Below are 19,080 nucleotides of genomic sequence, written 5' to 3'. Positions count from 1 at the left end.
TTATCATTCCTTAAAAAATGCTTTTTTATAATGTTTAGTTTTTGTTTTAGTTTTTCTATGTGATATATGAATAATTTCTTTTTGTAATTTTTTCTTACCTTTTTCTGCAACTTGACTATATGCAAATTTTTCTAAATGATGTAATAATCCAGTACCAAATAAAGTATTAACACTAAATTTTAAACCAACATTTTTAAATGATTTGTTAATATTTTCAATAGGATTATTAATAACATTTACTACTTTATGATAAGTTCTAATAGTTCTAAATATTTCTCTATATACTTTAAAACTATCTCTAATTACTTGTTGCACCACTGGTGGAGCAAATGCTATTGCTTTTAATCATTTATTTTGATTAACTCCATAACCAATGTATCAACCACTATATCAACGATATCAATGGAATGGATGTATTTGAGTAACAAAAGTTTTTGCTTTAAGAATACTATCAACAACTGTAATTGGTTTATATTTAGGATTGCGATGATAAATAGTAATTGCACATTTATCTAATGACAAAGGTTGAATTTTACAACCCATAAATACTGGTGAATTTAATGGAATTAATTGTGCGTGTTTAATTGCTCTTTTTTCTGCACTAGTAAATAAATCAGTTGCTTTTTCTTTTAATTTCTGAATTTTTTCAAATACTTGTTTTTCTAACTTTTCAAATTTTTCTTGTAATTTATATATACTTTCTCGTATTTTTTCAAAATATGGTGTATCTTTTCAAAATTTATTTAAACCTTTTTTTAAATAAAATCTAATATCAAAATATTTAAAAGTTTGATTTGCTTTTAAAACAAGTTGATGAATAACATTATTTTTAAAATTAAATTTAATAGCATTAGCACGAATTTTTTGTAAATCTAAAATTAAAGTTTTTCCATATCTATTTTCTGTATGTATTGTATGAACTAAATTTAATCAATCATGTTGATTAATTTTTAATACTTCTTTTAAATCAGTATTAAATTTTTTTAAAAAGTTATTTGCTTTTTCAATATCTTTAATTTTAAATTTAGGAGTTAATTGTGGACTTAATTTTATTAATGTATTTTGTAATAATAAGTGTTCCATTAATTTTTCTGTTTCTAGTTTTTGAAAATTATTTTTATATTCTCTTTCAGCAACATAACCTAAATCTCGTAATACTGTTTCACGATTAGGAGTAAAACTATAATTCATTAAATAACGTTTATTACCAATAATTTTATCTGTTAAAATTTCTTTTCCACTTACTTGACTAATAATTTCTTGTAAATTTTTTGCTTCTTTAATACCAACTTGTTCTAATGTTTTAGTTTCTTGTGCTAGTTTAATAAATTTAGTTGTGCGATAACCACGACTAATTTTATTAAGTCCAGCAAATGCAGGTAATAAATTTAAAAAAGTATTTAATTTTGTTACATTTCCTTTTAAATAATCATAAACTTGATTAATAGTAAAATCAGTTGTAGCATAAATACCAAAATTAATAGTACTTGCAATAAAATCACTTGCACCTAATCCAAGGGCTACACTTTCACTTAATCCACCAGTAAAAGGAGCAAGTGCTAATGCTATAACTTGTACACCAATCATTTCTAAAATTTCTCATCAAAAACTTTTATTTTCTTGTTGTTTACTTATTCTAGTATGTTTTGGTTTATTTATGTTTAAAAGTATTGCTGTACTAGTTGTACCGATTGGCATGATATTAATTTCCTTTATTTAAGAGTTATTTTAATCAGATTTGTTGTTCCTTTATAATTTAAGTCATTAACATTAGCATTAATAGTTATGTATAAGTCACCTGCTTTTTGTTTTTGATTACTTACATTAGTTTTTCCTTGTGCATCACTAAAATATTTAATAGTTGGATTTGTTAAATTAGGATTTAATGATTTAAGTTCATTAGTACTTTTTATTTGTGTATTTAATTCACTATTATTGTTATTAACATTTGCAGTAATATCAGTTGTTAAACTTGTAATTTTAGTTTTTAAATCAGTTTTATCAGTATTAATAATTCCACATGCCATTCAACGTGATGTTGTTTCATTATTAGAAATATAAGGTATTGCTTGACCTGTAACTTCTCCACCAACTAAATACATTCTTCCAACTTTACCATCTGCCACTTCTTGAACATAAATAATTGTATCTTGCAACATATATCTTTTCATTGCTCTTGGCGTTGCTAAAACAAATGACATAATTTCATCATCATTTTTATCATTTTTAAAAGTCATATAGTCATCCATTACAATTTGACATAATACACCTTTAATATATAAATCATTACCATTTAATCTTAATTGTTGTGCAATTTCATTATCAGTAATTAAACCTTTATTATCTGCCAAGTAAACTATACTATCATAAAGAGCATTAGTAATAAAGAATCTACAATTTGCAATATTTCTATATTGAAATAATGTATTTCATGCCCCCAACATTGCTTCTACATATTTAATTGCTTGTGATTTTGGTTCTGTTGATTTTTCAATCATAAATTTAATTGCATATTTTGCAATTACATTAGTATTGTTATTAGCTAAATAATCTGCTAAATCATTAGCAACTTCATATTGCATACTTTGTAATAAATTTTGTCCATTTTCTGCTAATAAATCTTTTGCTGCAATTGTTTCGCCAGCAACAGCTTCTTCTGTAATTTCTTTAATAATTTTATCTGTATCAGCATATCCGACATCTATTCTTTTACTCTTATCATTTCATTGAAGAACTTTAACTTTTGGGTCTTTTGGTTTTTTAACTATAAATTCAATTCTTGTTGAATTAACCATTTCGATAGGAAAAAAACTTGCCCATGGACTATTTGATTGTTTAAAAAATTCTATAAATTCTGGTGCTTCTACTAATTTTTCGGTATTATCTAAATTTTGTTTGAATGGTACTACCATTTTTTATTTTCCTTCCTTATAATTTATTTTTATTTTTATAATCCAATAAAGCATTTTTTATTGAATTTGGTTGATTTGTTATTATTGTTTGTGGTTTGCCACCTGTATTAATTGTTTCTTTAAATACTGGTTGTTCTTTAATCATTTTTTTAATAGTTTCTTCAATTTTTGAATTTTCTAAATTATTAGTTTTAAATTTTAAAAAATCATAAAATTCAGTTTTAACTTGATATTTTTTAAATATATTAATCATTTCTTTTTCTTTAATTTCTTGATTAAGTTTATTTAACTTATTTTCTGCTTCATTAACTTTATTTTCTATTTCTTGTGAAGAAGCATTATTTTCAGTTAAAGGTTCAGTTGTTTGTTGAACATTATTTTCATTTTCTAACATTTAACATTCTCCTAATCTTATCCCAATAATCAATCTTTAACTAATTGTGGCATTTCACTTATTAGTTTTTTATAATCATTAACAGCATTTTCTAATGTATTGATATCAGAAAATTTAAAACAATTATCAATATGTAAATCAAAATCTCTATCAATAGTGATATCTTGTTTTCTATATTTTTCATTAAATTCAATTTTTGTCATATTATTTTTCTCCTTTATTAATTTTTTCGTTTAATTTTGCTAATTTTTTTTGATGTTTTATAATTTTGTTATTTGCTCTAACATGTTTTGGAGTTGTGATAAATCTTTTTAATAAAACAATAATTTCTCTGCAAATTAATGTTCCAACACTTGTTCCAATAATTATTAATTCATGTAAAAATTCTTTCATCTCAATATTTTCCTTTCAACTATTTATTTTTTAATTTTTGATTATTCATCAAATTCACCTTTAATAATTCTTTCAATCATACATTTTGCATCCATTAAAATATTTGCAATTAAACGTTCATTCAGTCGTATGTCTTCTAAATCTTTTTCATGTTGTTTTAATTTATCATCATAATATTGAATTAATTTTTCTTTATTCATACTTTTCACCTCCTTTATAAACTCATGTGATTGTAATCTCAATTTAATGAAGCATTATCAGTATTTAATGGTACTTCGCTTAGATTATCACTACCATATTGACTAGTTGTTTCACTATTAATAGTAAATCTATTATCATTTATTAATCTTGAAACTTCATTTGTAAATGTTGTTTCTTGCATTTCTCTACTATGATTTGTCTCTATTGGTAATAAATTATGGATTATTTCACTTGCACCAGCAATTATGGTAGGTACTGCATAAGCATTATTAAAATCATTATTAATACCCATTGCTACACCACTTGATATTAAACATCCACCAGTAGCCATATTACAAATCTTTCTTATTGTTTCAAATTTATTAGGTATTAACTCAGTTAATCCACTAATAAGATTTGAAATACCATAAGCATTTAAACTAATATATGTATCTCAATCCATTAATGACTGATTTTCTTGTTTATCTAATAGTAATCATGGAGGACCCTCAGTTGTAGTTGTAGTAGTTATTGGAGTTGGTGTTGTTGGAATAATAGGATTAATATTATTTTCTGTTCATTTACTATAATTTGCTAATCCAATTATTCCTAAACCCAGTAATATTTTTTTACTACTATTAATTAGTTTAGTTTTAGTATTTGGTCTTTGATTTAAATTTCAAATATCTAAACCTAATTTTTTACCAAATAATAAACTATTAATTGAACCTAATACTGGATTTACAATTACTTGACCATAATAAGCACTTGTACCAATCATTGCACAAATTGGACTTATACCAGTTCTAATTAATTTAGTTAAAGTATAATTTGATTGTGTATTTTCGTTTGGCATTTTATTCTCCTTTATTTGTTTTTATTAGTTCTCTTATAATATCTAGTAAATAATCTACTACATAAGAATTTAATTCAAATTCATAATTTCTAATTTTAATTTTTTCCTTCTGCATTTGTTTATTCTCCTTTAATTTCTAATTTTTTAACTGTTACTTTAATTCAACCTTGATAAACATCATTATCACCAACTATTAATGCAACATTACCTTCGGGATCAGAAACAATTATGTGTTTTGATTTAACATTTGGATATTCTCTTAAAATAATTGTTCTAATATCATTACTGGTATGAATTGATTTGGGAAATGGTGATAATATTTCAATTTCATCTTTATTTTCAAACAAAGTAGGTAATATTATCATTAGTCAAATTCTCCATTTTCAATTCTTTCTTTTAAAGAAAAGACATATTCTGTATAAGTTCTATGTGGATTTTTATCATTTATAATTTCATCGATATCTAAAATTAATTTTTCTTTATATTCATTAATATATTTTTGGGCAATTTTTCTTCTTATATTTTCAACTTTTATCATATGTTTATCACAAAAATATCTTACTTGAACATTATCTTTATCTAATTTTGTTGGTAAATTATTACAATTTGTTATATGTTTACCAAGTTCATTAACTTCACTAAAACAACATGGTATATTTTCTTTATTCATTATCAATGTCTCCTAAATTTCTTCAACTTCTTCTATTTCATTTATTAACTGATTCTAATCAACAACTATTACAGGTATTGGATAAAAAGTTTTCTTTTACTTTATTGCACATAGAACATTTATCTTCATATTTCATATTATTTCTCCTTATTTTCAATTTGATTAGCAATTTCACTTAATATTTTTAATACTTTATATTCATTTTTTAATTCTTTACTAATAAATATTAAAAATATTATTAGTGTTATGCTTGTTATTAATATTGGTACTATTAATAAAATTTTTCATAATATCATTTTTTACTCTTTTCATTTTTTAAATCATTTAACATTTATTGAACAAAATGCACGATTTATATTCATATTTCAATTATTAAAGATTTGACCAGTTACTATAATTTCATCGTTTTTGTTTAATAAAATACATCGTTTATAAAATTTTGGTTTATTAAAAATTAAAGTAACATAATTTAATCCATTTCATTGACCTCTAACACTATAATATAATTCTTTATTACCTTTTTCGTAATATTTTGCTTCAATAGTATTACTTAGTTTTACTGTTAATTTGACATAATTTGCTTTTTCTTTCATGTTTATAATTTCCTTAAATAATTATCAAAAATTAATATTTTTTTATGATTTTTTAAATAATATTGAATATGTTTATAAGCATCTTGTTCATGTTTTGTTAATTTTATATTTCCTTTATAATTTGTTATTTTATTTTTATTTTTTGGGTGGTTTTCTAGATAATCTCAGTTAAAAACATCTTGAACTAATACCATTAATGCACCAATAATTTTAGGTGTTGCTAATGGATTAGTTAATAATTGTTTTGAATTTAAAAAGAAATTTTCGACAATAACTAATATTTTTTTATTATCAGAATGTTTTTTAATTAATAAAAAGTATTTTTTATACAAACTTTTACTTTCTAAAACTGTTTTAGTTTTAAATGTTTCATTAAAAATAATATTATTAGTTTCATTTGAATATATAACAATTCCATTATTACCAATACCAGCGGGGTCAATACCAATAATTAAGTCATATTGCATTAATTAAGTTAACCTCTAATAACTATTTTAATAATTTCTAAATCACAATTACATCAACAATATTTACATTCTTCAATAAATTCTTTATGACCACAAACTAAATTATCTTTTTTTAAATCATCAATCAGTTTAATTAGTCCTATTTTAAATTCAATATCATCACTGTCTGGTATGCAAATCGTTCCTCTTTTAGTTAAATATTCTTTATCCATATTTATACCTCCTACTTAACCTAATATTTAAAATACAGTCATAACAAATTGCTTTACTATTTTTATCTCTTAAAAAATATTTTCTTGTTTTAATATCATTAGTATTAAAGAATAAATAATCTAATTTATTTTGTTTACATGTTCAACAAAAATAATTTTTCATTATGAGTTGAAATTTCCTTATAAGAAGTAACTAAATAATTAATTGGTAAATCATCATGTTTATATGGATTATTTATTTTAAAACCTTTTCTGTTTTCTTCTCATGTAACATTATATTTAAAACAAGGATTAGTAATTTTAGTTTTGTTATCTGTTATTTCACCGATAAATCAACTATTATGCTGTTCATAAAATTTTAATGGTTCAAGTTTTATATCATTAAGATAATATTCTTTTGGAGCAATTGGTTTATTAATAGTTATTTTTTGGTCTTTAATATATGGTTCTAATAATTTTATTAATTCATTACCACTTAATTCTCTTTTAATATTTTCTAAATTAAAAACTCAATATGTATATTTATCATCAGCAATAAAACTATTATTTTTAACCATTCATTTTGGACATTGTAATTTATATTCAACATAATCAATAAGAATAGATTGTGGTTTATCTTTTACAATTTGTTCTTTTTTAAATTCTATTTGCATAATAATCCTTTCCTAATATGTTCTGTTGCTTTTAGCATAAAGAACATATATTTTGATTTTTAGATTATTAATAATACTACTATTCGTTTTATTAATTGCAGTAATTCTGGGCTCAAAAATAAATTATGAAATTTTAAAAAACATTGAGGCATTCGATTCAATATTTATTTAATTTATGTTTAATAAATTAATATTTTAATTGAACCGGCACCGCTCAATTTTTTTTACAAGTTTGAAATTTATTTTCTCGCCCAAAAAAATTTTTCAAAAAAAATAAAAAATAAAACCAACACTTGCTCACTGGGGAGTGGCAAGGTTGGTTAAATAAAGAATAGAATTAATACAATAGGTCCCTACAACAGGTCTATATATACTAGTTTCCAATTCGCTCCCACCCCAAGAATTACCATTAATGGTTAGTATAATTTATTAGGTATCACTCCACTTTTTATTTATTCATGCAAGTCCACATGTTCTAGCTACTATTTTTAACAACTGTGTTGTAGTTCACTTTTTTAATTCCTTAACACGTGTTGATAATAGCGTTAAAGACGGTTATTAAAAATTTTAAAATTTTACAATTACAAAAAAAGACAAGATTATTTCTTGTCTTTTTCCTTGTTAATAATTTTTATTTTATCTTATAAAATCTATATTTTTTAAAATACGTCGAATATAAATTTAAGGGTAAAAGAGAATTTAATTTGTCTATCATCATTTTTAAATGGTAATTTCGGAAATAAGTTACTAATATGATAATTAATTATTGGGCGGTTGTCAAATTTACGAAATAATTAATTATCATATTAGTAACTTATTTCCAAAAATGAATTATTTGAAAAGTAATGAAAAATTAGACAAAATTACTCTCTTTAACCCTTAAATTTAAATTTATATTCGACGTATTTTAAAAATATACATTTAAAAAAAATTATTCTCAAACTTATTAAGGAAAAAGACAAGAAATAATCTTGTCTTTTTTTGTAATTGTAAAATTTTAAAATTTTTAATAACCGTCTTTAACGCTATTATCAACACGTGTTAAGGAATTAAAAAAGTGAACTACAACACAGTTGTTAAAAATAGTAGCTAGCATGTGGACTTGCATGAATAAATAAAAAGTGGAGTGATACCTAATAAATTATACTAACCATTAATGGTAATTCTTGGGGTGGGAGCGAATTGGAAACTAGTATATATAGACCTGTTGTAGGGACCTATTGTATTAATTCTATTCTTTATTTAACCAACCTTGCCACTCCCCAGTGAGCAAGTGTTGGTTTTATTTTTTATTTTTTTTGAAAAATTTTTTTGGGCGAGAAAATAAATTTCAAACTTGTAAAAAAAATTGAGCGGTGCCGGTTCAATTAAAATATTAATTTATTAAACATAAATTAAATAAATATTGAATCGAATGCCTCATCGTTTTTTTAAAATTTTTAAATTATTTACGAGCCCAGAATTTCTGAAATGAATAAAACTAATAATAGTAATATTAATAAACTAAAAATCAAAATATATGTCCTTTATGCTAGAAAGCAACAGGACATATTAGTAAAGGATTATTATGGCAATAGAAATTCTTGATTATGAAGCACTAAGAAAGATTGATAATAAAATTAAAAAAAGAAGAAAAAGATGTGTTGAATGTAATGAATTATATGAAGATGACAAAATCCAAATGCTTTATCGCTTTAAAACAGAATTAGAAGCAGAACAACATGATATTAGAAAATTTGAAGATGATTATGATATTGAAGAACATTTAGATTATAAAAACCCATATGGATATGTTTGTGATTGATGTAGAAGTGATTAATTATGCAAATAGAGTTTAAAAAAGAACAAATTATTAAAGATAAACCACAATCTATTCTTATTGATTATTTTGAATATAAATTATCGCTTCCAAAATGAATGATTAAAAATAATTCTTTTATTGTTGATAACAGTTACACATATTGAGTTTTTAATTTAGAAAATATTAAAAGAGAACTAAATGGTAATGAATTAATAAAATTATTAGAACCATATATTAAAGACCAAAAAATAACTGTTAATAAACCAACGCCTCCAAAAGAATATTATCTTAATGATATAAAACTAGAACCATTAACATTTTATGAACAGTATAATAGTTGATTTATTGGTGAAATAACAGATAACAAAACTAAAATTACTAATCCTTGTTTTAAATATAACATTACGTGAGAAGAAAACAGAAAAGGTTTTAAAATAAATAATCCATACAAACATGATGATTTACCAATTAATTATATAGTTACTTCTTATAAAGAAATTTCAACTCATAATGAAAAAGTATTTTTGTTGAACATGTAAACAACATAAATTAGATTATTTATTCTTTAATACTGATGATATAAAAACAAGACAAAACTTTTTAAGAGATAAAAATAGTAAAGCAATTTGTTATGACTGTATTTTAAATATTAGATTAAGTAGGAGGTATAAATATGGATAAAGAATATTTAACTAAAAGAGGAACGATTTATATAACGGACAGTGATGATATTGAATTTAAAATAGGACTAATTAAACTGATTGATGATTTAAAAAAATATAATTTAGTTTGTGGTCATAAAGAATTTATCGAAGAATGCAAATATTGCTGAAGTAATTGTGATTTGGAAATTATCAAAACAGTTGTTAGAGGTTAAGTGGGAGGTTTAAATATGAATAAACAAAAACCATTTTCTTATAAAGACCAAGAAATAATTAATGAATATAATAAAAAACGTAATCAAGAAATAACAAAAGAACATTTAAATAATATAGAAAAATTAAGAGAAGATTTTAAAAAAGAAATAATTAATGAATATAAAGAAAAATTAATTAATAAAATACTTGATTATGAAACCTTTTATATTAGTGATACACAAGGTTTAACTCCATTCGGATTTATTATTAAATTAAGAGATGAAATTAAAAATGGAGACTTTGATTAATAATGCAATATGACTTAATTATTGGAATTGACCCAGCAGGAATAGGTAATAATGGAATTGTTATATATTCAAATGAAACAAATAATATTGTTTTTAATGAAACATTTAAAACTAAAACAGTTTTAGAAAGTAAAAATTTGTATAAAAAATACTTTTTATTAATTAAAAAACATTCTGATAATAAAAAAATATTAGTTATTGTCGAAAATTTCTTTTTAAATTCAAAACAATTATTAACTAATCCATTAGTAACTCCTAAAATTATTGGTGCATTAATGGTATTAGCACAAGATGTTATGAACTGAGATTATTTAGAAAGTGAACCAAAAAATAAAAATAAAATAACAGAATATAAAGGAAATATAAAATTAACAAAACATGAACAAGATGCTTATAAGCATATTCAATATTATTTAAAAAATCATAAAAAAATATTAATTTTTGATAATTATTTAAGGAAATTATAAACATGAAAGATAAAGCAAATTATGTCAAATTAACAGTCAAACTTAGTAATACTATTGAAGCAAAATACCATGAAAAAGGTAATAAAGAATTATATTATAGTGTTCGAGGTCAATGAAATGGTTTAAACTATGTTACTTTAATTTTTAATAACCCAAAATTTTATAAACGATGTATTTTATTAAACAAAAATGATGAAATTATAGTAACTGGTCAAATCTTTAATACTTTAAACATTCCTAAAAATCGTGCATTTTGTTCAATTAATGTTAAATGATTTAAAAAATGAAAGGAATAACTAATGAATAAATGTGAACATGAAAATGTAAGTATTGAATTAATATTTAGATGTGATAATTGTAAAGCTGTTCAATTTCAACATCCAAAGGAGAGTAAATAATGACTGAAAAAGAAGCTCTTAAATTAGCAAAAAAATTAGAACCAAAAATTAAAGGACATGGAGTTGTGGGTGAATATATTGATAATGGTTGAAATATTTATTGTAAACAAGTAATTAAAGGTGATGCTAAAGAAGATTGTTGAGAAGCTAGTATATTTATTGATGATTTAAAAGGAGAATAACTAATGAATAGATGTACATGAACTGAAACAATAACATTTGAAAAATTTATTCATGAACCACATTATGATGAAATTAAAAATGAACAAAGACAAAGACAATGTGAAAATATGACAGATGAGCAATTTGATGAATATCGTAGAACATATTGTAAAAAACATAGAATTAAAGTTGATGAAATTAATAAATCAAAACATAAAAATTGTATTAATAAAGAAAAATTAATTAATTTTATTATAACAACTCTAAAAGAAAATAAAGAATCTAATTCTAGTGATTCATTTAAAATAGGACAAGAAAGTGTTTTATTTAATCTTCAGATGTATATTAATGAAGGAGACTTTGATTAATGATTATATTACCTACTTTGTTTGAAAATAAAGATGAAATTGAAATATTATCACCATTTCCAAAAGCAATTCATACAAGTAATGATATTAGAGCAATTATTTTAAGACAATATCCAAATGTTAAATCAAAACACATAATTGTTTCTGACCCGGAAAGTAATGTTGCATTAATAGTTGGTGATAATGATGTTTATCAAGGTTGAATTAAAGTAACAATTAAAAAATTAGAAAATTAAAGGAGATTAAAATGCCAAATATAGAAAATCAATCAAATTATACTTTAACTAAATTAATTAGAACCGGTATAAGCCCAATTTGTGCAATGATAGGTACAAGTGCTTATTATGGTCAAGTGATTGTAAATCCAGTATTAGGTTCAATTAATAGTTTATTATTTGGTAAAAAATTAGGTTTAGATATTTGAAATTTAAATCAAAGACCAAATACTAAAAATAAATTAATTAATAGTAGTAAAAAAATCTTATTAGGTTTAGGAACAATTGGTTTAGCAAATTATAGTAAATGAACAGAAAATAATATTAATCCTATTATTCCAACAACACCAACTCCAATAACTACTACAACTACAACAGAAGGTCCTCCATGATTATTATTAAATAAACAAGAACATCAGTCATTAATGGATTGAGATACATATATTAGTTTAAATGCTTATGGTATTTCAAATCTTATTAGTGGATTAACTGAGTTAATACCTAATAAATTTGAAACAATAAGAAAGATTTGTAATATGGCTACTGGTGGATGTTTAATATCAAGTGGTGTAGCAATGGGTATAAATAATGATTTTAATAATGCTTATGCAATTCCTACTATTGTTGCTGGTGGAAGTGAAATAATCCATAATTTACTACCTATGGAAACTACACATCATAATGAAGAAATGCAAGAAACATCATTTAATGATGAAACTGCAAGATTAGTAAATGATAATAGATTCACAATTAATAGTGAAACAACTAGTCAATACGGTAGTGATAATATGAGCGAAGTAGCATTAAATCACAATAATGCTTCATTAAATTGAGATTATAATCACATGAGTTTATAAAGGAGGTGAATAATTTATGAATAAAGAAAAAATACTTGAATATTACAATGATAAATTAAAACAACATGAAAAAGATTTAGAAGATATACGACTGAATGAACGTTTAATTGCAAATCTTTTAATGGATGCAAAATGTATGATTGAAAGAATTAATAAAGGTGAATTTGATGAATAATCAAAAATAAATAATAAATAGTTGAAAGGAAAATATTGAGATGAAAGAATTTTTACATGAATTAATAATTATTGGAACAAGTGTTGGAACATTAATTTGCAGAGAAATTATTGTTTTATTAAAAAGATTTATCACAACTCCAAAACATGTTAGAGCAAATAACAAAATTATAAAACATCAAAAAAAATTAGCAAAATTAAATGAAAAGATTAATAAAGGAGAAAAATAATATGACAAAAATTGAATTTAATAATAAATATCATGATTTAGAACTTACCATTGATGCTGATTATGAATTACGCATTAGTAATGACTATTTTACATATGAAGATGTAGAAAAATTAGAACAAGCAATTATTGATTATAAAAAACTAATAAGTGAAATGCCACAATTAGTTAAAGATTGATTATTGGGATAAGATTAGGAGAATGTTAAATGTTAGAAAATGAAAATAATGTTCAACAAACAACTGAACCTTTAAATGAAAATAATGCTTCTTCACAAGAAATAGAAAATAAAGTTAATGAAGCAGAAAATAAGTTAAATAAACTTAATCAAGAAATTAAAGAAAAAGAAATGATTAATATATTTAAAAAATATCAAGTTAAAACTGAATTTTATGATTATTTAAAATTTACAACAAGTAATATAGAAAATTCAAAAATTGAAGAAACTATTAAAAAAATGATTAAAGAACAACCAGTATTTAAACAAACAATTAATACAGGTGGCAATAAACAAATAATTATTAATAATAAAACAAATGATAAAGAAAATTTTTTAATTAATTATAAAAAGAAAAATTATTTATAAACGAAAGGAAGAAATAAAATGTCAGTACCATTTAATCAAAATTTAGACAATACAGAGAGATTAGTAGAAGCACCAGAATTTATAGAGTTTTTTAAAATTTCAAATAGTCCATGGGCAAACTTTTTTCCTACTGAAATTGTTGACTCAGTAAATATTGAGTTTATTGTTAAAAAACCAAAAAAACCGGAAGTAAAAATTATTGCTTGGGATGATAAAAGTAAAAGATATGAATTACCATATGTTGATACAGATAAAATTAGTAAAAAAATAACTAAAAAATATCTTGCAGGAGAAATTATTGCAGATGTAGATTTAAAAGCAAATAATGGACAAAATTTATTAGATAGTATGCAATATGAAGTTGCAAATGATTTAGCAGATAAATTGGCAATTGATGATACACAAGCAATTGCAAAATTTGCTACTAAAATCGATATTGAAGATACAACACCAGTAGGCTATTTAAAATCGATGTTATCTGCTTGAAATACTTTGTTTCAATTTAGAAATATTGCAAATAGTAAATTTTTTATTACTAATGGTCTTTATGATAGTTTAGTTTATTTAGCAGATAATAAAGGTTTAATTACCGATAATCAGTTGGCACAACAATTACGTTTAAATGGAAATAATTTATATGTAAAAGGGGTATTATGTGAAATCGTTCTTGATGACTATATGATTTTTACTAATGATAAAAATGAACAACAATTAATGACCTTTGTTTTAGCAACACCAAGAGCAATGAAAAGATACATGATAGAAAATACAGTTATTTATGTAGATTTTATTAAAGATGATAAAGCAGGAAGAGCATATAAAGTTGCTGGTGAAGTTGTTGGAGAAGCAATACCATATATTTCTAATAATGAAACAACATCAAGATGAATGTTATGTGGAGTTATTAAAACAGAAAAAACTGATTTAAAAACTAAAATTACAGTTTTAACAACAAATATTACTGCAAATGTTAATAACAATAATAATGAATTAAATACAGAAATAAAAAGTAGTAATGAACTTAAATCATTAAATCCAAATTTAACAAATCCAACTATTAAATATTTTGGTGATGTACAAGGAAAAACTAATGTAAGTAATCAAAAACAAAAAGCAGGTGACTTATACATAGTTATTTCTTCAAATGTTAATGATTTAAATTATAAAGGTTCAACAAATCCAATTAAAATAACTCTTAAATAAAGGAAATTAATATCATGCCAATTGGTACAACTAGTACAGCAATACTTTTAAACATAAATAAACTAAAACATACTAGAACAAGTAACCAACAAGAAAATAAAAGTTTTTGATGAGAAATTTTAGAAATGATTGGTGTACAAGTTATAGCAGTAGCACTTGCTCCTTTTACTGGTGGATTAAGTGAAAGTGTAGCACTTGGATTAGGTGCAAGTGATTTTATTGCAAGTACTATTAATTTTGGTATTTATGCTACAACTGATTTTACTATTAATCAAGTTTATGATTATTTAAAAGGAAATGTAACAAAATTAAATACTTTCTTAAATTTATTACCTGCATTTGCTGGACTTAATAAAATTAGTCGTGGTTATCGTACGACTAAATTTATTAAGTTAGCACAAAAAACTAAAACATTAGAACAAGTTGGTATTAAAGAAGCAAAAAACTTACAAGAAATTATTAGTCAAGTAAGTGGAAAAGAAATTTTAACAGATAAAATTATTGGTAATAAACGTTATTTAATGAATTATAGTTTTACTCCTAATCGTGAAACAGTATTACGAGATTTAGGTTATGTTGCTGAAAGACAATATAAGAATAATTTTCAAAAATTAGAAGCACAAGAGTTAAAAGATTATTTATTATTACAAAATACATTAATAAAATTAAGCCCACAATTAACTCCTAAATTTAAAATCAAAGATATTGAAAAAGCAAATAACTTTTTAAAAAAATATAATACTGATTTAAAAAAAGTACTATCTATGAACCAACATGATTGATTAAATTTAGTTCATACAATACATTCAGAAAATAGATATGGAAAAACTTTAATTTTAGATTTACAAAAAATTCGTGCTAATGCTATTAAATTTAATTTTAAAAATAATGTTATTCATCAACTTGTTTTAAAAGCAAATCAAAGTTTTAAATATTTTGATATTAGATTTTATTTAAAAAAAGGTTTAAATAAATTTTGAAAAGATACACCATATTTTGAAAAAATAAGAGAAAGTATATATAAATTACAAGAAAAATTTGAAAAGTTAGAAAAACAAGCATTTGAAAAAATTAATAAATTAAAAGAAAAAGCAACTGATTTATTTACTAGTGCAGAAAAAAGAGCAATTAAACATGCACAATTAATTCCATTAAATTCACCAGTATTTATGGGTTGTAAAATTCAACCTTTGTCATTAGATAAATGTGCAATTACTATTTATCATCGCAATCATAAATATAAACCAATTACAGTTGTTGATAGTATTCTTAAAGCAAAAAATTTTGTTACTCAAATACATCCATTCCATTGATATCGTTGATATAGTGGTTGATACATTGGTTATGGTGTTAATCGTAATAAATGATTAAAAGCAATAGCATTTGCTCCACCAGTTGTTCAGCAAGTAATTAAAGATAGTTTTAAAGTATATAGAGAAATATTTAGAATAGTAAGGACTTATCATAAAGTAGTTAATGTTATTAATAATCCTATTGAAAATATTAATAAATCATTTAAAAATGTTGGTTTGAAGTTTTCAGTTAATACTTTATTTGGTACAGGATTATTACATCATTTAGAAAAGTTCGCATATAGTCAAGTTATAGAAAAAAGTAAGAAAAAAATAAAAAAAGGCAAAAATAAACTACAAAAAGAAATTGAACATATAACACATAGAAAAACAAAAAAACATACTCATCATTATAAACAAGCATTTTTTAAGGAATGATAAATTATGATTAATAAACTTTGAACTGATGTCAGTCTTGAAAATTATAATAACTGATATCCATTAACTGGAAAAATTACAAAAACGCCACAGCAATATATACAAACATGACCTAATGTTAATGATTGATTTATAACGTTTGGAATACGTGCGCAAAACGATATTAATGCTTATCTTGATTTTATTTTATCTAAATTTCCTTTTGATAGTTTTAAAGATGAATTAATTAAAGAAACATTAAGAGATATGGTTTATGTTATGGTTGAACATTGAGTATTTAATCGTACACCAATTGAATTTAATGTTGATGCTACTATTCAATTTAATAATGGTAATCAATTTAGTGCAAATAGTACTCCTACGATTAATGTTTGAGATTTAGCACCAAGTAGAATGAAAATATGAGCAAGATTAACAGAATTAAAACAAATATTTTCAAGTTATAATGATGATGAAATAGATGTTGAAAAAATTGACTTAAAAGCATTTTATACTAGAAATCAAGTTGATGAATTAATTAAAGAACAAAAAGAATTTACATTATTAAAACAAATTAAATTATATGATGATTTAGTTGATGATAATGATAATGAAATATATAGAGGTCCTGTTAGTAAATTTATTAATAAAGGTTATGTTGCAACAGATTATGATAAAGAAACTGAAACAATGATTTTAGATTGACCTGATGAAATTGGAACATTACCACCTGAAGCATTACAAAATAATCCACAAGTTGGTGATTTTACTCATGCACCAACATGTGATTTTTCTGCTAAACAACAAAAACGAATTACTACTAATGAAAATGAAATTAACAAATTAAATACTGAATTAATTAAAGCAAATGAAAATATTAATGATGTTAAAAATAATTGATTTAATATTGAAACTAGTCCATTATGAAAAAAAGTATCTTCTTTTATTCCAAGTAATGAATTTGGTAAAACATATTTAGCAATATGAGGTTATATTTATCAACCCCCTAGTACTCCTACTGATAATTATATATATAGTGATAAAAAAACTATATTTAATTTAGGCGGTGATATTAACAGAACAACACAAACAAGTATTAAGTTAGATGAGTTAATTATAAAGGACAATGTTAAAGTACAATTATTATTCACTAAGGAATGAAATGATATTACCGTGGTTTCTAATGATATTAATTACCAAGCGGGTTCTGTTACATTATATCGATATATAGGAAAAGGAACACCAACTGAGTTTATAGCAGAAGAAGGTACTGAACGTGATTATTATACAAAAATAGAAACTAATAATTTATTAGATAAAAAACAAAATAAATTAATTGCTGGTGAAAATATTACTATTGATAAAGATAATAAAATTAGTGCTATTGGTGGAAGTTCAGATTTATCAGATTATTATAAAAAAGAAGAAGTAGATAAAAAATTAGAAGATAAAATTGATAAAGACCAATTTAAATATGCTTTTGGTATTAATACTATTGGTACTGAAATTCCTAATTTAGAAACTACTAATAAAACAGTTGTTGGTGCTATTAATGAAAATAAAAGTAATATTGATAAAAAACAAGATAAATTAAAAACTATTATAGAGGATACTACTTATACAATTATTAAATATGTTGGTACACCATTAGGACAATATACTGGTGATTGAGAAATACCACCAACTAAATTTATTAAAAAATGAATTAATGAAAGTTTAAAAAATAAACAAGATAAAATTAATGATTTAGAAAATAAAATATTTAAAGATAAAGCACAAAAAGAAAATATTATTGATTTACTTACTAATGCTTTTTATCTTGCAAATACTCTTTTTGATGAAAATGAATTTTATGGAACAAATACAACAAATACAAAAGAATTAGGTAATAAAATTCATTTAAAAGCAGATGGTATTGTAAGAATTTTACAAAATAAAAATATACCACAATTAGAAACTTTTTATAAAACTATTATAGATGCTATTAATGAATTAAATAAAAATTTTAAATCTTTTAAAATTAATTCAAAAAGTTTAGTAACTAATAAAATAGAAGAAAATATTTGAGATATTGAATTAAAAGATATTCCTCCAACACCAAGTCCAAGTGGTTCAAATTGAAAAGAAGTAGGAACAAGAGAGAAAAATCAATGAGATAATTGACAAATTACTTATGATTTTCAAGAGAATAAACATTATAGAGTTTATTATTCTTGAAATATATATAATCCAGTTTATGCTATTCAAGAATTTATTATAACTGATAATAGAATAGCAGGTGTAGAAATAGAAGTTTTTAACAATAATAGTAATGTATTAGTTTTATCAGTCAATGGTGCAAAATTTATTACTATTTACTCTCTTAAAGGTAGTTATAAAGGTAATACATGAAAATTAGAAGAATTACAGGAATAAG

Annotated in this window: 32 protein-coding genes; 17 read left to right on the top strand and 15 right to left on the bottom strand. The window is 22.8% G+C overall.

Annotated elements, in window-relative coordinates; translation table 4 throughout:
* The 15 genes from AAHM95_RS06430 to AAHM95_RS06360 all read right to left on the bottom strand — a co-directional run bounded on the left by AAHM95_RS06430 (position 1) and on the right by AAHM95_RS06360 (position 7,330).
* Positions 1–1,698: a hypothetical protein gene (locus AAHM95_RS06430; RefSeq protein WP_342274430.1), complete on the bottom strand. Its 1,698-nt coding sequence runs from the start codon at positions 1,696–1,698 to the stop codon at positions 1–3.
* Between the two features lie 14 nt (positions 1,699–1,712).
* Positions 1,713–2,912, bottom strand: coding sequence for a hypothetical protein (locus AAHM95_RS06425; protein ID WP_342274429.1), 1,200 nt, complete (start codon positions 2,910–2,912; stop codon positions 1,713–1,715).
* Positions 2,913–2,928: 16 nt separating this feature from the next.
* A complete protein-coding gene (locus tag AAHM95_RS06420; RefSeq protein ID WP_342274428.1) occupies positions 2,929–3,306 on the bottom strand; it encodes a hypothetical protein in 378 nt (125 codons plus the stop codon).
* 17 nt (positions 3,307–3,323) lie between these two features.
* A complete protein-coding gene (locus AAHM95_RS06415) occupies positions 3,324–3,509 on the bottom strand; it encodes a hypothetical protein (protein ID WP_342274427.1) in 186 nt (61 codons plus the stop codon).
* Between the two features lies 1 nt (position 3,510).
* Positions 3,511–3,699 carry a hypothetical protein gene (locus tag AAHM95_RS06410; protein ID WP_174481134.1) on the bottom strand — a complete coding sequence of 63 codons (189 nt, stop codon included), beginning with the start codon at positions 3,697–3,699 and terminating at the stop codon, positions 3,511–3,513.
* A 41-nt stretch (positions 3,700–3,740) separates the two neighbouring features.
* Entirely contained in the window at positions 3,741–3,899 is a 159-nt protein-coding gene (locus tag AAHM95_RS06405) for a hypothetical protein (RefSeq protein WP_342274426.1), read from the bottom strand.
* 14 nt (positions 3,900–3,913) lie between these two features.
* Positions 3,914–4,735, bottom strand: a complete 822-nt coding sequence (locus AAHM95_RS06400) for a hypothetical protein (protein WP_342274425.1) — start codon at positions 4,733–4,735, stop codon at positions 3,914–3,916.
* A gap of 119 nt (positions 4,736–4,854) precedes the next feature.
* Positions 4,855–5,100, bottom strand: a complete 246-nt coding sequence (locus AAHM95_RS06395; protein WP_338979212.1) for a hypothetical protein — start codon at positions 5,098–5,100, stop codon at positions 4,855–4,857.
* Positions 5,100–5,405 carry a hypothetical protein gene (locus AAHM95_RS06390; protein WP_174480526.1) on the bottom strand — a complete coding sequence of 102 codons (306 nt, stop codon included), beginning with the start codon at positions 5,403–5,405 and terminating at the stop codon, positions 5,100–5,102. Before AAHM95_RS06390 ends, AAHM95_RS06395 begins: the two co-directional genes overlap by 1 nt.
* Positions 5,398–5,541 (bottom strand): hypothetical protein, encoded by a 144-nt coding sequence (locus tag AAHM95_RS06385; RefSeq protein WP_174480527.1) that lies wholly within the window; start codon positions 5,539–5,541, stop codon positions 5,398–5,400. The genes AAHM95_RS06390 and AAHM95_RS06385 overlap by 8 nt, the downstream gene beginning before the upstream one ends.
* Before the next feature lies 1 nt (position 5,542).
* On the bottom strand, positions 5,543–5,701 hold the full coding sequence (locus tag AAHM95_RS06380; RefSeq protein WP_174480528.1) for a hypothetical protein: 159 nt from the start codon (positions 5,699–5,701) through the stop codon (positions 5,543–5,545).
* Between the two features lie 3 nt (positions 5,702–5,704).
* The gene (locus AAHM95_RS06375; protein WP_342274424.1) at positions 5,705–5,998 is read right to left on the bottom strand and encodes a hypothetical protein; all 294 of its coding nucleotides are present in this window, start codon (positions 5,996–5,998) and stop codon (positions 5,705–5,707) included.
* Between the two features lie 2 nt (positions 5,999–6,000).
* A complete protein-coding gene (locus tag AAHM95_RS06370; RefSeq protein WP_342274423.1) occupies positions 6,001–6,465 on the bottom strand; it encodes a hypothetical protein in 465 nt (154 codons plus the stop codon).
* Positions 6,466–6,473: 8 nt separating this feature from the next.
* Positions 6,474–6,677 (bottom strand): hypothetical protein, encoded by a 204-nt coding sequence (locus AAHM95_RS06365; protein WP_342274422.1) that lies wholly within the window; start codon positions 6,675–6,677, stop codon positions 6,474–6,476.
* A 134-nt stretch (positions 6,678–6,811) separates the two neighbouring features.
* On the bottom strand, positions 6,812–7,330 hold the full coding sequence (locus AAHM95_RS06360; protein WP_342274421.1) for a hypothetical protein: 519 nt from the start codon (positions 7,328–7,330) through the stop codon (positions 6,812–6,814).
* A gap of 1,567 nt (positions 7,331–8,897) precedes the next feature.
* Between AAHM95_RS06360 and AAHM95_RS06355 the strand changes: the two genes are divergently transcribed.
* From AAHM95_RS06355 to AAHM95_RS06275, 17 genes are all read left to right on the top strand, one after another.
* Positions 8,898–9,149 (top strand): hypothetical protein, encoded by a 252-nt coding sequence (locus AAHM95_RS06355; RefSeq protein WP_342274284.1) that lies wholly within the window; start codon positions 8,898–8,900, stop codon positions 9,147–9,149.
* Positions 9,150–9,151: 2 nt separating this feature from the next.
* Entirely contained in the window at positions 9,152–9,670 is a 519-nt protein-coding gene (locus AAHM95_RS06350; RefSeq protein ID WP_342274285.1) for a hypothetical protein, read from the top strand.
* A gap of 134 nt (positions 9,671–9,804) precedes the next feature.
* Entirely contained in the window at positions 9,805–10,008 is a 204-nt protein-coding gene (locus AAHM95_RS06345) for a hypothetical protein (protein WP_342274286.1), read from the top strand.
* A gap of 15 nt (positions 10,009–10,023) precedes the next feature.
* Positions 10,024–10,296 carry a hypothetical protein gene (locus tag AAHM95_RS06340; RefSeq protein WP_342274287.1) on the top strand — a complete coding sequence of 91 codons (273 nt, stop codon included), beginning with the start codon at positions 10,024–10,026 and terminating at the stop codon, positions 10,294–10,296.
* Positions 10,297–10,298: 2 nt separating this feature from the next.
* Positions 10,299–10,763: a hypothetical protein gene (locus AAHM95_RS06335; protein ID WP_342274288.1), complete on the top strand. Its 465-nt coding sequence runs from the start codon at positions 10,299–10,301 to the stop codon at positions 10,761–10,763.
* Positions 10,764–10,765: 2 nt separating this feature from the next.
* Entirely contained in the window at positions 10,766–11,059 is a 294-nt protein-coding gene (locus AAHM95_RS06330) for a hypothetical protein (RefSeq protein ID WP_342274289.1), read from the top strand.
* Positions 11,060–11,160: 101 nt separating this feature from the next.
* Positions 11,161–11,343 carry a hypothetical protein gene (locus AAHM95_RS06325; RefSeq protein ID WP_342274290.1) on the top strand — a complete coding sequence of 61 codons (183 nt, stop codon included), beginning with the start codon at positions 11,161–11,163 and terminating at the stop codon, positions 11,341–11,343.
* A gap of 3 nt (positions 11,344–11,346) precedes the next feature.
* Positions 11,347–11,691, top strand: coding sequence for a hypothetical protein (locus AAHM95_RS06320; RefSeq protein ID WP_342274291.1), 345 nt, complete (start codon positions 11,347–11,349; stop codon positions 11,689–11,691).
* The gene (locus AAHM95_RS06315) at positions 11,691–11,927 is read left to right on the top strand and encodes a hypothetical protein (RefSeq protein WP_174480108.1); all 237 of its coding nucleotides are present in this window, start codon (positions 11,691–11,693) and stop codon (positions 11,925–11,927) included. The genes AAHM95_RS06320 and AAHM95_RS06315 overlap by 1 nt, the downstream gene beginning before the upstream one ends.
* Before the next feature lie 11 nt (positions 11,928–11,938).
* A complete protein-coding gene (locus AAHM95_RS06310) occupies positions 11,939–12,763 on the top strand; it encodes a hypothetical protein (protein ID WP_342274292.1) in 825 nt (274 codons plus the stop codon).
* A 16-nt stretch (positions 12,764–12,779) separates the two neighbouring features.
* Positions 12,780–12,938, top strand: coding sequence for a hypothetical protein (locus AAHM95_RS06305; RefSeq protein ID WP_339041839.1), 159 nt, complete (start codon positions 12,780–12,782; stop codon positions 12,936–12,938).
* Positions 12,939–12,978: 40 nt separating this feature from the next.
* Positions 12,979–13,167, top strand: a complete 189-nt coding sequence (locus AAHM95_RS06300) for a hypothetical protein (protein ID WP_174481134.1) — start codon at positions 12,979–12,981, stop codon at positions 13,165–13,167.
* Position 13,168: 1 nt separating this feature from the next.
* On the top strand, positions 13,169–13,357 hold the full coding sequence (locus AAHM95_RS06295; protein ID WP_342274293.1) for a hypothetical protein: 189 nt from the start codon (positions 13,169–13,171) through the stop codon (positions 13,355–13,357).
* A gap of 17 nt (positions 13,358–13,374) precedes the next feature.
* Positions 13,375–13,752, top strand: coding sequence for a hypothetical protein (locus tag AAHM95_RS06290; protein ID WP_342274294.1), 378 nt, complete (start codon positions 13,375–13,377; stop codon positions 13,750–13,752).
* 18 nt (positions 13,753–13,770) lie between these two features.
* Positions 13,771–14,955: a hypothetical protein gene (locus AAHM95_RS06285; RefSeq protein WP_342274295.1), complete on the top strand. Its 1,185-nt coding sequence runs from the start codon at positions 13,771–13,773 to the stop codon at positions 14,953–14,955.
* Positions 14,956–14,969: 14 nt separating this feature from the next.
* Positions 14,970–16,688, top strand: a complete 1,719-nt coding sequence (locus tag AAHM95_RS06280) for a hypothetical protein (protein ID WP_342274296.1) — start codon at positions 14,970–14,972, stop codon at positions 16,686–16,688.
* Positions 16,689–16,691: 3 nt separating this feature from the next.
* Complete coding sequence (locus tag AAHM95_RS06275; RefSeq protein WP_342274297.1) at positions 16,692–19,079, top strand: hypothetical protein; 2,388 nt, start codon at positions 16,692–16,694, stop codon at positions 19,077–19,079.
* The last annotated feature ends 1 nt before the right edge of the window (position 19,080 follow it).

The organism is Spiroplasma endosymbiont of Phycita roborella (genome assembly GCF_964031195.1).
Classification (GTDB): Bacteria; Bacillota_I; Bacilli_A; order Mycoplasmatales; family VBWQ01; genus Spiroplasma_E; species Spiroplasma_E ixodetis_A.
This window is presented reverse-complemented; position numbering and strand designations above follow the sequence as displayed.